This is a genomic window from Lentibacter algarum (assembly GCF_018860975.1).
GTDB lineage: Bacteria > Pseudomonadota > Alphaproteobacteria > Rhodobacterales > Rhodobacteraceae > Lentibacter > Lentibacter algarum_A.
This window is the reverse complement of sequence record NZ_JAHKQI010000003.1, coordinates 106,536-118,621: the sequence shown is the minus strand read 5'-3', so window position 1 is coordinate 118,621 and position 12,086 is coordinate 106,536. Positions and strand designations below refer to the sequence as shown.

At 56.4% G+C, this 12,086-nt stretch carries 15 protein-coding genes; 6 read left to right on the top strand and 9 right to left on the bottom strand.

The window, feature by feature from the left end:
• Window positions 1-57: 57 nt before the first annotated feature.
• Window positions 58-1,143: a flagellar motor switch protein FliG gene (locus tag KO498_RS03265; RefSeq protein WP_252731245.1), complete on the bottom strand. Its 1,086-nt coding sequence runs from the start codon at window positions 1,141-1,143 to the stop codon at window positions 58-60.
• Window positions 1,144-1,303: 160 nt separating this feature from the next.
• Complete coding sequence (locus tag KO498_RS03260; protein WP_215958448.1) at window positions 1,304-1,456, bottom strand: adenylosuccinate lyase; 153 nt, start codon at window positions 1,454-1,456, stop codon at window positions 1,304-1,306.
• A 181-nt stretch (window positions 1,457-1,637) separates the two neighbouring features.
• Here KO498_RS03260 and KO498_RS18325 point away from each other — a divergent pair, with 181 nt between their 5' ends.
• On the top strand, window positions 1,638-1,766 hold the full coding sequence (locus tag KO498_RS18325) for a hypothetical protein (protein WP_289847819.1): 129 nt from the start codon (window positions 1,638-1,640) through the stop codon (window positions 1,764-1,766).
• A gap of 39 nt (window positions 1,767-1,805) precedes the next feature.
• On the opposite strand, the gene KO498_RS03255 is transcribed toward KO498_RS18325, so the two are convergent.
• On the bottom strand, window positions 1,806-2,786 hold the full coding sequence (locus tag KO498_RS03255; protein WP_215958447.1) for a hypothetical protein: 981 nt from the start codon (window positions 2,784-2,786) through the stop codon (window positions 1,806-1,808).
• Between the two features lie 18 nt (window positions 2,787-2,804).
• Window positions 2,805-4,112 (bottom strand): adenylosuccinate lyase, encoded by a 1,308-nt coding sequence (gene purB, locus KO498_RS03250; RefSeq protein WP_215958641.1) that lies wholly within the window; start codon window positions 4,110-4,112, stop codon window positions 2,805-2,807.
• A 172-nt stretch (window positions 4,113-4,284) separates the two neighbouring features.
• Here purB and KO498_RS03245 point away from each other — a divergent pair, with 172 nt between their 5' ends.
• The 3 genes from KO498_RS03245 to KO498_RS03235 all read left to right on the top strand — a co-directional run bounded on the left by KO498_RS03245 (window position 4,285) and on the right by KO498_RS03235 (window position 5,615).
• Entirely contained in the window at window positions 4,285-4,434 is a 150-nt protein-coding gene (locus KO498_RS03245; protein ID WP_215958446.1) for a hypothetical protein, read from the top strand.
• A gap of 86 nt (window positions 4,435-4,520) precedes the next feature.
• Window positions 4,521-4,949, top strand: coding sequence for a DUF6314 family protein (locus KO498_RS03240; protein WP_215958445.1), 429 nt, complete (start codon window positions 4,521-4,523; stop codon window positions 4,947-4,949).
• A gap of 66 nt (window positions 4,950-5,015) precedes the next feature.
• Window positions 5,016-5,615, top strand: a complete 600-nt coding sequence (locus KO498_RS03235; protein ID WP_215958444.1) for a biotin transporter BioY — start codon at window positions 5,016-5,018, stop codon at window positions 5,613-5,615.
• Window positions 5,616-5,854: 239 nt separating this feature from the next.
• Here KO498_RS03235 and KO498_RS03230 read toward each other — a convergent pair whose 3' ends face one another.
• The 5 genes from KO498_RS03230 to KO498_RS03210 form a co-directional block, all read right to left on the bottom strand.
• A complete protein-coding gene (locus KO498_RS03230; protein WP_215958443.1) occupies window positions 5,855-6,373 on the bottom strand; it encodes a CarD family transcriptional regulator in 519 nt (172 codons plus the stop codon).
• A 178-nt stretch (window positions 6,374-6,551) separates the two neighbouring features.
• Entirely contained in the window at window positions 6,552-6,890 is a 339-nt protein-coding gene (gene fdxA / locus KO498_RS03225) for a ferredoxin FdxA (protein ID WP_215958442.1), read from the bottom strand.
• A gap of 96 nt (window positions 6,891-6,986) precedes the next feature.
• On the bottom strand, window positions 6,987-7,349 hold the full coding sequence (locus tag KO498_RS03220) for an RNA-binding S4 domain-containing protein (protein ID WP_215958441.1): 363 nt from the start codon (window positions 7,347-7,349) through the stop codon (window positions 6,987-6,989).
• A 3-nt stretch (window positions 7,350-7,352) separates the two neighbouring features.
• Window positions 7,353-10,091: a helicase-related protein gene (locus tag KO498_RS03215; protein WP_215958440.1), complete on the bottom strand. Its 2,739-nt coding sequence runs from the start codon at window positions 10,089-10,091 to the stop codon at window positions 7,353-7,355.
• Window positions 10,092-10,112: 21 nt separating this feature from the next.
• Window positions 10,113-10,673 (bottom strand): tetratricopeptide repeat protein, encoded by a 561-nt coding sequence (locus KO498_RS03210; RefSeq protein ID WP_252731244.1) that lies wholly within the window; start codon window positions 10,671-10,673, stop codon window positions 10,113-10,115.
• 70 nt (window positions 10,674-10,743) lie between these two features.
• On the opposite strand from KO498_RS03210, the gene KO498_RS03205 reads away from it, so the two are divergent.
• Both KO498_RS03205 and KO498_RS03200 read left to right on the top strand, forming a co-directional pair.
• Window positions 10,744-11,034 (top strand): SCP2 sterol-binding domain-containing protein, encoded by a 291-nt coding sequence (locus KO498_RS03205; protein WP_215958439.1) that lies wholly within the window; start codon window positions 10,744-10,746, stop codon window positions 11,032-11,034.
• On the top strand, window positions 11,034-11,975 hold the full coding sequence (locus KO498_RS03200; RefSeq protein WP_215958438.1) for an alpha/beta hydrolase: 942 nt from the start codon (window positions 11,034-11,036) through the stop codon (window positions 11,973-11,975). Before KO498_RS03205 ends, KO498_RS03200 begins: the two co-directional genes overlap by 1 nt.
• Window positions 11,976-12,086 lie beyond the last annotated feature (111 nt).

Below are 12,086 nucleotides of genomic sequence, written 5' to 3'. Positions count from 1 at the left end.
GCTGGTTGTGGGGATTGTTCTGTAAGAGCCGGAAATGATGCCCAGAGGAAAAGAGGGTTAGCTAGAAGTGTCTTCTTCGCTCACTTCTTCAAGGATCAGCTCAAGCTCGCCACGCGCCGTCAGCTCGCCGATACCGGCAACCAGAAGGTTCATAGCAGCTTCGCCATCCTTTGCTTTCACTGCGCCTTTTTCGCTGATCTCTTCGCGCAGCCCTTCGCCCATCCGCTTGGATATATTGCCAAGGATATACTCTGCCGCGGCGTCAAGCTCAGCGTCGCCCGAGGCCTTGGCAAAGGCAAGTGCTGTGAGCAAGTCGTCGGCGTCAACTTCGCGGATAATTTTGGGCACATCGACAGGCCCGACACGTGCCGGAATATGCACAAAGGTAAAAATCGCACGTCGCAGTTTTTGCGAGAAGGCAGCGTCGTCTTCCTCAAGCCCGCTAAGCACTTCGTCTCGTGTGCCCGAGGCCGAAATGTTGAGAATAGCACCGAGCCTTTCGACAGGGTCTTCCTCAAAAGCGCGGGGCGCTTCGGTTTCAAATTGGGCGGCAAGCGACAGGCCTATTCTGTCAACAGCTTCTGGGGTGACTTTGCCTGTGAGCGACACAGCATAGGTGATCTTTCGGGCGCGCGGGCCGGGCAGCTTTGCCAACAGGTCGGCAGCCTTTGAAACCGGAAGCTTGGAGAGCAGAACAGCGGCAACTTCAGTGCTCTCCTCTTCGACAATCGGCAAGAGCTTTTCTAGATCGAGCGCGCGAATGCGCTCCCAGGGATCACCTATCTGGCGCACGCCGGCTTCTTTGCGCAGGCGTGCAGCCGTCTGAGGCGAGATACGCCCCTCAAGTGCTGCCAAGGCCTCGGCAAGGCCTTGAGGAAAGGTAAGGCCCATCTTTTCGATCTCGGCGGCAAACTCTGATAGCACGCTGGCCAAAGTATCGCGATCAATGTAGCGCATATCGCTCATTTGCTGGGCAAGCATTGTCTGGCTTGCATCCGTGAGCCTCTCAAGCGGCACATCCGCGCCCTCGTTGAGCAAGAACCGCACGATCACAGCGGCTTTTTGCTTTGATGAAAGCTGATGCGCTCCAATAGTCTTGGGCTGTTGACTCTTCTGTGGGGTGATCTGGGCGAGTTGCTGCAACTGCGGGGCTCCTGAAAAACAAACCCCAAGCGGGCTTGCCTATCAGACACTAGCCCCCACAGGCTAAGAAAGCCTTTCGAGCAAAGCCCAAAAGCAGGCAGAAAACGTAATTTTCGCCGTAACTTAACGGGAGTTTAGCGAAAATTGTTCCTAAACCGATCTAACTGTTGATGATCGGCGTGCAGGTGCCCGTCGCGCTGTCATAGGTGCTGCCAGCGGCACAGCTCATCGCGGCATCATGGCCCTTGTTACACATGGCAGACCCAACGCTGGCGCTACAGATGAAGGCGGTCGTCAGAATGAACTTGGTCATTAGGCTATCCTCTTCTGTTGTAAATGGAGGATAGCACAGTTTGGTGTTTGTGCCAAATGGGGTGGCTGATCTGTCGCCTGCTGTCAGGTGTGTTTTCCCACTTTACCCACATGGTTGACCGCTGGTGAGCTTCTAAACTGGGTCAACCAGCAATTCGCTGGCAGCTTAAAAGGAGACATCCATGTCAGACAAAACAGATGCCGACAACCACGCCAACCAGATCAACCCGAACAATGACGCGTATTGGGAGTCGCGCGGATACGAAGGGCGGCTTGAGGATTGGGAGGATCACATCGACAACCCCAAGTAAACGCCGATCTTGTGCGTAAAGCGCGACGTTGGCCCGACCTTAGAGTTGGGCCAACAGGGAATCGTAAACATATTGATGCGCCATGTCGGGGTTGGAAACCGCAGGATAGTTGCGCAATAACTTGGCGGATTTTGAAACCAGCAGAACGAACAGCGCGCCGAACTCTGCCTGGTGCCTTTCTTCGGAGTTACTCTCGAAATCCAGACTGTCAACTATGCCCAACACAGCACGATAGGGTGGGATGACAGTAGCTGCGAAATAGCGGTGAGCCTCGCGCACAGCGCTTTCGTCATTGCCGAACACTTTGCTAATAAAACCCATCTTTTCAGGCGTGTCGCTTTGTTCCATGCGGCGCTGTAACCAAGTCGCAAACGATCTCATGGGATCAACTTTTCCGTCAGTGGCGGTGAAGAGTTGGGTTAGGATTGCTGGAATCTTGTTAGGGGTGAGCTCGTAGCTTTCCGCCGAAAATACCGCGGCGAAAGAAACAACACCGAATGTTTCCAGTAGCGCTTCGGCAGCCTCGGTTTGGGGGCTTTCCTGCTCGAGGAGTTCGGCTATGGGCACAAAAAACTCAGGCGCTTTGGCTTCGTTGTTTTGCCTGAGCTCCTTCGCCAGCCCGTGTGCACCCGCTTTTGTGAAACAGGCGCTGAGTGTTTCGGACGCCTTAATAAGCTGGCGTAAGTGCTCTCGCGTGTGCTTGCGCGTGTCAGGCAGGCTTTTTGCCAAAAATGCCCAAAGGCACTCTGAAGCCAGCTGCGCATCGAGGCTAACGGAGCCATCGACGCCGTTCAGTGCCGCAAGCGTGGCTTCCTGCGTGGCTCCGTAGTGTTCGAAAATAGCGGCAAAAAGTGTGACAACGCGCCTGTGCGAGACAGTCTTGCCGCGCAGCAGATCGCGAAGGATGCGGTGTTCGGCAGCATTGCCACCCGCCTCGCGCACTTCGATGCCGAGCAGGATCAGGCCGACAGACCCTTTGCCTGCCAAACGGGCGAGGGTGTGAATATCGGGTAGAAACATAGCGCTGCGATCGAAATTTCAGCCCTCGCCAAACACCCGCGCAAAGATCGTATCGACGTGCTTGGTGTGATACTCCATGTCGAACTTCTCTTTGATAGCGTCCTCACCAAGAGCTGCTACAACCTCGGCGTCAGCCAGCAAAAGCTCTTGGAAATCAAGGCGTTCTTCCCAGACTTTAAGCGCATTGCGTTGCACCATCGAGTAGGCGTCTTCGCGCGACACACCCGCTTGCGTGAGGGCGAGCAAAACGCGCTGCGACATCACGAGGCCCGGAAACTTGTTCATATTGTCGAGCATGTTGTCAGGGAAGATCAGCATTTTCTCAACAACACCCGTCAGGCGGGCGAGGGCGAAATCAAGCGTGATCGTGGCATCAGGGCCAATGGCGCGCTCAACGGAAGAGTGCGAAATATCGCGCTCATGCCAGAGCGCCACATTTTCCATTGCCGGAATAACGGCCATGCGCACGAGGCGCGCGAGGCCAGTGAGGTTTTCTGTCAGCACGGGGTTTTTCTTGTGCGGCATCGCTGACGAGCCCTTCTGGCCCATCGAGAAGAACTCGGCGCCTTCCAGAACTTCGGTGCGCTGCATGTGGCGGATCTCGATGGCGACGTTTTCGATGCTCGAGGCAATCACACCGAGCACAGAGAAGAACATCGCGTTGCGATCTCGCGGAATAACCTGCGTGCTGATCGGCTCGGGCGTGAGGCCAAGCTGCTTGCAAACATGCTCTTCAACGCGCGGGTCGATGTTGGCAAAGGTGCCAACCGCACCCGAGATCGCTCCCGTTGCAACCTCTTCACGCACAGCACGTAGGCGTGCAAGGTTGCGGTCCATCTCGGCGTAAAAGCGGGCAAATGTCAGGCCCATGGTTGTCGGCTCGGCGTGAATGCCGTGCGAGCGGCCAACGCGCACTGTCATCTTGTGTTCCATCGCACGGGTCTTGAGTGCTGCGAGCAGCTTTTCCATATCGGCGATCAAGATATCTGACGCGCGAACCAGCTGCACATTCAGACAGGTATCAAGCACATCCGAGCTGGTCATGCCTTGGTGCACAAAGCGCGCCTCGTCAGAGCCGACGTGCTCGGCAAGATGTGTGAGAAAGGCGATGACATCATGCTTGGTCACAGCTTCGATCTCGTCGATGCGGGCGACGTCAAACTCGACATCCTTGGCCTTCCACACCGCTTCAGCGTTCTCACGCGGGATCACGCCAATATCGGCCATCGCGTCACAAGCGTGTGCCTCGATCTCATACCAGATTTTGAATTTGGTCGCAGCGGACCAAATAGAGACCATTTCAGGGCGGGAGTAACGCTCGATCATGTTGACGCTTTCGTGGGTTAGGGGTTGGGTTGCGGCGGTTCTAAACTGTGCCACGGGCAACCTCAAGCCGCGAGCAAAACTAATAGGGCGCTCTATGACTGTCACGCGCTTGTGTAGTGCGAGTGATGCAATCAGACAGTAGTGTTAAGGTGTCGCAGCTTTGGAGAAACAGATGAAACACCTCGCAATTGTGCTCATAGTCTCAAGCTTCACTTTCGGGCAGACCCAAGCGGTGTCTGCCGGCACTGAAGATGGCATGAGCAGCACTCCAAAGACGGGCAGCATGAGCACAAGCACCCACCAATGCGGTGAGGGGCGTTAGGCGAGACGCTCTAGCGATACCAGCTTGCAAAACTACGCTAGCGGCGACTAACTGAACGGGCCTCATACAAGCGAATAGCCTGCCAGATGACCGAACCGCAAACGTCCCCCCATCCAGTCGAGCGACACCTTGGCGAGTTTGAAGGCCTCTGGCGCCTTAACCGCCGGATCAAACCCGCCAATGGGCCAGAAGGGCAGTTTGACGGCCGCGCTGAGTGGGTTCGCAAAGATACAGGGCTGGCCTATGTCGAGCAGGGGGTGCTGACACTTGAGGGCCAGCCACCAATGCAAGCCGAGCGCCGCTACTTCTGGGATGCCGAGCTCAATGTCTACTTTGAAGACGGGCGCTTCTTTCACCAGGTGCCGCGCCTTGGCGGCGCCACAGCGCATTGGTGTGATCCTGATCAATACAATGTGAGTTATGATTTCGCCTCATGGCCGGTTTTTGAGGTGTGCTGGAAAGTTCGTGGCCCTCGCAAAGATTATGAAATGATTACACGGTATGTTCGCAATTAGAGCATTCCGGCTTGCGAAGCTCACCTCGCTAGTGCAGAAATGCTGCAACAATTGGAGGAATACCCTATGGCCACGGCCCTTTCGAACAAAGTTCTCACAGAAACATTCGGCGCAGACACAGGCGCGGCCCTTTGGGCAAAGCGCGCGGTGCTGGTGATTGCAGGGGTCATGCTGCTGGCAATCTCTGCAAAGATCGCTGTGCCAATGTGGCCCGTTCCGATCACCATGGGCACTTTTGCTGTGCTGACACTCGGCGCGGCTTACGGCCCGCGCCTCGGCCTTGCGACAATCGCGGCTTACATGCTGGTCGGCGTGATGGGCTTTGACGTTTTCGCAGGCTCTTCCGCCGAGGCACACGGCCTTACTTATATGATGGGCGGCACAGGCGGCTATTTGGTTGGCTATGTGCTGGCGACAGTCGCACTCGGGGCTTTTGCCCGCGCCGGATGGGACCGCTCGGCACCCAAAATGGCTGCGGCGATGTTGGTTGGCAATGCGCTGATCTATGTTCCCGGCCTGATCTGGCTCGGCATGCTCTACGGCTTTGACAAACCGATCCTCGCTTGGGGCCTTACACCCTTCCTGATCGGCGACGCGGTTAAGCTGGCCTTGGCGGCAGTTTTGCTTCCAGCGGCTTGGAAACTGGTTGGTCGCGCACGCGGCTAAAACCCTCTGCAAATTGAAGTGAAGGCGTTGTTGCGAAAGTGACAGCGCCTTTTTTGTTAACCTTTCAGGTCTGCCTTAAATTTGTCTGCACGCGTTATGCACTGCGGTATGCACGGGTTTATGCACGCAATAGGCCTAATGACAGGTTAACCTTAACATGCAGGATTGGACTGATCGACCAGCAACAAAAAAGGCCGCGCTCTGGTGAGCACGGCCCGCTTTTTGTGGGTTTGGCTGGCTTAAGCGGCGGCCGCGGCGCGGCTGACCAAGACATCGTCAATCTGCTTGGCCGCGGCGAGTTCGTCGCCGCCAGCAACCGCAGAAACTTCACGTGTCAGGCGCTCAAGCGCGGCTTCATAAAGCTGCCGTTCCGAGTAGCTCTGCTCGCGCTGATCATCGGAGCGGTGCAAGTCGCGCACCACTTCAGCAATGGCGATAAGGTCGCCCGAGTTGATCTTTTGCTCATACTCCTGAGCGCGGCGCGACCACATGGCGCGTTTGACTTTGGCCTTGCCACGTAAGGTTTTCATAGCCTGGGCCACAACATCAGGGCTGGAAAGCCCGCGCATTCCGACTTCGGTTGCCTTGTTGGTTGGCACGCGCAGTGTCATTTTGTCTTTCTCAAACGAGATCACGAAGAGCTCAAGCTCAAAGCCCGCAACTTCCTGCTTTTCGATCGAAACGACCTGTCCAACACCATGGGCGGGGTAGACAACATATTCATTGGCCCGAAAATCGAGCTTCTTTGACTTGCTCATGCAGCAGTTCCTTACGTTTGTGATACGGCCAAATTCAACAAAACAAGACACAAAAACACCCAGCGAGGCCAAGGCCTTGATGGGTGGTGCTATGGTTGGGTTAGGCTTTTTTCTTCATTTCTATAGACAGTATAGCACGAATCGACCCCAAAAGAAAGCGGAGCAAAACCGACGCGTATTAGCCGCCTTCGCCAGGGGCTTCGGAGAAGTATTTCTCAAGCTTGCCTTCTTCACCGTCGCGTTCTTCTGCCTCGGGAAGTTGGTCTTTCTTGGTAATGATCACCGGCCACATTTCCGAGTATTTGCGGTTGAACTCAACCCACTTTTCCGTGCCTGCGTCTGTATCAGGGCGGATGGCGTCGGCAGGGCACTCGGGCTCGCAAACGCCACAGTCGATGCATTCGTCAGGGTGGATAACCAACATGTTTTCACCCTCATAGAAACAATCTACGGGGCAAACCTCAACGCAGTCGGTGTATTTGCAGGCGATGCAGGCGTCATTGACGATATAGGTCATGCTGGTGTCTCTAAGTTGGGCTTTCTTGGGGGTCAGCTAATCGTTTTTCACCGATCAATCAAGCGGCAGCGGTGACGCAGGCAATGGTTTGACGTTTTAGTGATCACTGTCTTTGAAAGCCTCAAGATCGCGACGGTCTTTCTTGGTAGGGCGCGGGCCGGTTCGCGCTGGCTCGGGCGGGCGGTCTTCGCGAGGCGGCGTCATGTCTAGATAGAGCGCCTGAGCTTCAGGCGCAGGGCCGCGCCGAGAGCCAAGCGCGACGATTTTGACCACGCGAATTATATCGCCCTGTGGGAAAGTGAGAACGTCTTCCAAAGTGACGGCATGGGCAGGTTTGTGAACCTTGTTCCCGTTCACCCGCACATGCCCGCCGCTAACTTGCTTGGCTGACAGTGAGCGAGTCTTGAAGAACCGCGCGTGCCAGAGCCATTTGTCGAGGCGGAGCTTTTCACTGCTCAAGGATTAGTCCTTTTTGGCGAGCCCCATAAGCGCTGCGGCGAAGGGGTTGTCCGGGTCGATCTTGTCCTTCTTTGGCGGACGAGATTGGAAGTTTTGCGCACCCTGAGGCTTGCCGCGCGGTTTGCCTTTGCCGCGTGGCTTTCCGTCAGCTTTTCCGCGTGGTTTGCCAGCAGGCTTAGCGCCTTGCGGACGGGCGTTGCCACGGTTGCCACCCCACGTAAAGGTGTAGAATACTTCCATTTCAGGCTCGGCTGGTTCGGCGGGCGTTTCAGGAGCCTCAGAAGGAGCTTCTGCAGCAGCCTCTTCAGGCGCGGGCGCGTCTGCCTCGGCAGGTTTTTCGACCTCGGCTGGGGCCGGAGCCGCCTTAACCTTCACGCGCTCGCCTTTTTCGGCTTTGTAGCCAAGGCCTTGCATAAGGTCAGCAAACTGCTCAAGCGTCATGCCGGTGATCGAGAGCATGTCGGCTTTGCCTTCAAAGCCACCGCGGCTGTCTTCAGAGCGCAGCATGTCGGCGAGGCGTTCGAGCATGTCGATACGAATTGCGCGCTCACCTGCATTGCGATAGCCGGCCATGGTGTCGGTGCCTTGTGGCTGGGCTTTCATGTTCGGCACGGTCACGAGGCCAGCGGGCGGCGCCTCGGGGAACTCGGCCAAGTCTTGCGCCAGCGACCAAAGCACAAGCCGCAGGCGTGTCGGTGCAGGCTTGAGCAGCAATGGCATAAAGATGGTGAACTGACCAAAGCGGATACCGTGTTTACGCAGGGCACCACGGGCTTCTTGATCAAGCGCTTTCACGTCATCGGCAACAGTTGCACGGGGCATAACGCCCAAGGCTTCAACCATCTGGAAGGCGAAACCGCGCGCGAGGCCTGAAAGCTCTTCATCACGCGAGAGATTGAGCAGAGGTTCAAACGCAGTGGCAATCTTGCGATCAATGAAATGCTGGAGGCGGCGAGTGACTTTCTCGGCGACGTCCGTGCCGGCTTCGTCGTCAACAAAGGCTTTCACAGAGGGCTTCAAAGCCTCGGAGCCTTTCACAAGCTTGCCAACGGCGTTGTTGCCCCACATCAGGCCGCCTTGCTCGGTAAAATCAAGCTCGGTGTCAGGCGCGTTGTAGAAGCGGTCAGCCAGCAAGTGGAAATGCGGCGCCAGCGCGGCAAGGCTTGCTTGCTTGAGCGTCTTGGCTTCCTGCCCAGCTGCGGATTTGTCCTGACTAAAGCGGAATCCTTCAAGACGGCCGACAAACTCGCCCTCAACCGTCACTTCACCGTTATCATTTACTTCGGCCAACATGGCCTCCTTTTGTTTCAAACGTCGCAGGAGCACCGATGTGCGCCTGTCGACAAATCTCTGGGTCAGGGCATCGTGGAGCGCATCTGACAAGCGGTCTTCTACAGCGCGCGTGCTCTCGCGCCAATGGGTTTCGTCATTTACCCAGCCTTTTCGCTGCGCCACATACGTCCAAGTGCGAATAAAGGCCAGCCTTTTCGACAATGTGTCGATGTCACCCGAGGGACGATCTATGTGTTTTATATGCCGTGCGAGCCAGTCTTCCGGTATCTGGCCACGCTCATGGAGGTAAGCGAATATTTGCGTAAGCAAGCTGGCATGCTCGGCAGAACTGATCGAGCGGAAGTCGGGAATTTGGCAAACATCCCACAAAAGGCGGATGCTGGCAGGGTCCGAGGCACGCGCGCGGCTTTCGGCGTCGTCCGCGAGGGCTTTGAGAGCCGAGAGATCATCTGCTTCGCGGGCCTTGACCAAGAGGTCGTCGTTGGGCGCGACTTCAAGCGAAGCGATGAGCGCATCAAGCTGGCCAAACTCAAGCCGTGGATTACGCCAGATCACCTTCTTTACCGGAGCAAATCTGTGCTCCATGATCGCATTGGCAACCTCGTCTTCCAAAGGCCTCGCCTCGCCTGTGACACCAAAAGTGCCGTGGCTCATCCCACGGCCCGCGCGGCCCGCGATTTGGCCAAGCTCATGCGGCATCAACTGGCGCATGCGCTGGCCGTCAAACTTTGCCGTGGCCGAAAAAGCGACATGGTTGATATCTAGGTTAAGGCCCATGCCGATCGCATCAGTCGCCACCAGAAAATCAACATCGCCGTTCTGATACAGCTCGACCTGCGCATTGCGGGTGCGGGGGCTCAACGCGCCCATCACCACGGCGGCACCGCCTTTTTGCCGCTTCAGCAGCTCGGCGATGCCATAAACATTGTCGATCGAGAAGCTGACAATCGCCGAGCGTGCCTGCATCCGGCTGATCTTTTTAGACCCGCCATAGGAAAGCTGCGACATGCGCTCACGCCCCAGAAACTCGGCCTCGGGAACCAGCTTGCGGATGATCCCGCGCATAGAGTCAGCGCCCAAAAACAGCGTCTCCATGATGCCGCGACTTCTAAGCAAACGATCAGTGAAAACATGCCCACGTTCGGGATCGGCGCAGAGCTGAATTTCGTCGATAGCCACAAACTCTGCGTTCATAGCCTGCGGCATCGCCTCAACGGTGCAAACCCAATAAGCGGCCCGCTCGGGCACGATGCGCTCTTCACCCGTCACCAAGGCAACGACGTTGGCCCCGCGAATGGCAACGATCTTGTCATAAACCTCGCGTGCCAGTAGGCGCAGAGGCAGGCCGATCACTCCAGAGCGATAGCTCAGCATCCGCTCGATAGCATAATGCGTCTTGCCAGTGTTCGTCGGGCCGAGCACGGCCACGGTTCTTGAAGAGGAACTCATAAGGGAACTCTTTGACGCGGTTTACAGGTTGGTGCCGTTAACACGGCTCTCGAGGCGCTCAACCGCAGCCAAAGCTTTTTCATGCGCAGGATAGAGGTTCAAGAGAATCTTATAGGCATCATAGGCCTCTTCGGGCTTGTCGATCTGTTCCATTATCGCGCCGAGACCGTAAATCGCCCCGAAATGACGCGGTGTTAAAGCAAGAACTTGCTTAAGGTCATTCAGTGCCAAGCCGTATTCTCCGAGCGCAAAAAACGCCCGCGCACGGCCATGCCAGCCTTCGGCAAACAGCGGCGCGTGGTCTGTCAGGGCGGTAAAATGCTCGACTGCAAGCGAGGGGTTGTCTTCTCGCAGGGCCTTTTCTCCTCGTTTATACAACAGGTTGGCAGATGCCGAGCCCGATTTGGACCACTCAAGCTCGATCTCACGTGCAACCTTAACTGCATCGGCTTCTTCGGCAGTCTTTAGGGTTTCAAAAAGGGAATCGAGCGAGGACTCGTCAGCGCTTGCCCCAAGGGCAAGAACACATGAGAGGAAAAGTGCCCCAACGGCAGGTTTGAGATCGACACTTATTTTTCGCATACTATGGTTAGGATAACCGCAGGCAGGGCGCATAGGAAGCCTTTGTCGCGATAACGTGAAGGGAAACACAATGAGTGACGTGATCAATGCAGCAGTAGAGGCACTAAACGCAAAAATGGACGGCGGCTTTGATGCCGGCACAGCCAAGTTTGCGATCGAAGGCGAAGGCGCTTTGATGATCGACAGCGACGGAGCACGCGCTGGCGACGAAGAGGCCGATGTAACGATGACGGCCGACCGCGAAACCTTTGAGGCCATCCTCAACGGTGAACAGAATGCAACGGCTGCTTTCATGGGCGGCAAACTCACAGTTGACGGTGACATGGGCATGGCCATGCAACTCGGTGCAGTGCTGGGTTGATGCTCACCGAAGCTCCCTTTTTTAATGAAATGAGCGAAGGCCCCGAAAAGGGCCGCGCTTTTTGGATTCAATCGTTTGACGATAAGCGGCTGCGCGTTGGCTATTGGGAGCCTCAAAACGCCAAGAGCGTTAAAGGAACCGTGCTGCTCTTTCCGGGCCGCACCGAGTATATCGAGAAATATGGCCGCACCGCCAAGGCGCTTGCCGATGACGGCTTTGCCACCTTGGCCATAGACTGGCGCGGGCAGGGGCTTGCTGATCGCCTCACTGACGACAGGATGCTTGGTTACGTCGGCAAGTTCGCCGACTATCAACTTGACGTCAAAGCCGTGCTCGCGGCGGCAAAAGAACTCGGCGCGCCTGAACCCTATCACTTGTTGGCACATTCGATGGGCGGTTGTATCGGACTAAGGGCGCTGCATGACGGCTTGCCTGTTGCTTCAGCGGTGTTTTCAGCGCCGATGTGGGGCATCAAGCTGGCCCCTGCAATGCGTCCGGTTGCGACGGTTCTCGCAGCGGTCACCAGCAGGCTCGGTATTGGCGCGCGCCTTGCTCCGGGAACGAGCGCAACCACTTATGTTCTGGATGCTCCATTCGAGGGCAACTCGCTGACGACCGACCCTGAGATGTGGGACTACATGAAGCGGCAAGCCCAAGAGCAGCCGAAGCTGACACTCGCAGGCCCTTCGCTACATTGGCTGCATGAGGCGCTGGTTGAGTGCAAGGCTCTCGCAGCATTGCCAGCCCCGACGACACGCACGCTCACCTTTCTTGGCACCAACGAGCGTATTGTTGACGCGCCTAGCGTTCATGTCAAAATGTCGGGCTGGAGCAACGGAACTTTGCAAATGGTTGAAGGCGCAGAGCATGAGGTTTTGATGGAAACATCAGAAAACCGAAGCCGGATCCACGCGCAAATCTTGGCGTTTTTTCAAGTTTAACCTCTTCAATTCGCACCAGCGCGGAGCCGAAGCCTTGTCTGAGGGTGAGACAAACTGCGCATAGCTTGCCTGCGTGCCTTGAGATCAACCTCGTCAGGCTCTATGTCAAAG

Bases quoted from the DNA above. Each gene is read 5' to 3' on its own strand.
- KO498_RS03200 (WP_215958438.1), top strand. From the start codon at position 11,034: ATGCTCACCGAAGCTCCCTTTTTTAATGAAATGAGCGAAGGCCCCGAA.
- KO498_RS03260 (WP_215958448.1), bottom strand. From the start codon at position 1,456: ATGACCAAGTTCATTCTGACGACCGCCTTCATCTGTAGCGCCAGCGTT.
- KO498_RS03245 (WP_215958446.1), top strand. From the start codon at position 4,285: ATGAAACACCTCGCAATTGTGCTCATAGTCTCAAGCTTCACTTTCGGG.
- KO498_RS03205 (WP_215958439.1), top strand. From the start codon at position 10,744: ATGAGTGACGTGATCAATGCAGCAGTAGAGGCACTAAACGCAAAAATG.
- KO498_RS03210 (WP_252731244.1), bottom strand. From the start codon at position 10,673: ATGCGAAAAATAAGTGTCGATCTCAAACCTGCCGTTGGGGCACTTTTC.
- purB (WP_215958641.1), bottom strand. From the start codon at position 4,112: ATGATCGAGCGTTACTCCCGCCCTGAAATGGTCTCTATTTGGTCCGCT.
- KO498_RS18325 (WP_289847819.1), top strand. From the start codon at position 1,638: ATGTCAGACAAAACAGATGCCGACAACCACGCCAACCAGATCAACCCG.
- fdxA (WP_215958442.1), bottom strand. From the start codon at position 6,890: ATGACCTATATCGTCAATGACGCCTGCATCGCCTGCAAATACACCGAC.
- KO498_RS03235 (WP_215958444.1), top strand. From the start codon at position 5,016: ATGGCCACGGCCCTTTCGAACAAAGTTCTCACAGAAACATTCGGCGCA.
- KO498_RS03215 (WP_215958440.1), bottom strand. From the start codon at position 10,091: ATGAGTTCCTCTTCAAGAACCGTGGCCGTGCTCGGCCCGACGAACACT.
- KO498_RS03240 (WP_215958445.1), top strand. From the start codon at position 4,521: ATGACCGAACCGCAAACGTCCCCCCATCCAGTCGAGCGACACCTTGGC.
- KO498_RS03230 (WP_215958443.1), bottom strand. From the start codon at position 6,373: ATGAGCAAGTCAAAGAAGCTCGATTTTCGGGCCAATGAATATGTTGTC.
- KO498_RS03255 (WP_215958447.1), bottom strand. From the start codon at position 2,786: ATGTTTCTACCCGATATTCACACCCTCGCCCGTTTGGCAGGCAAAGGG.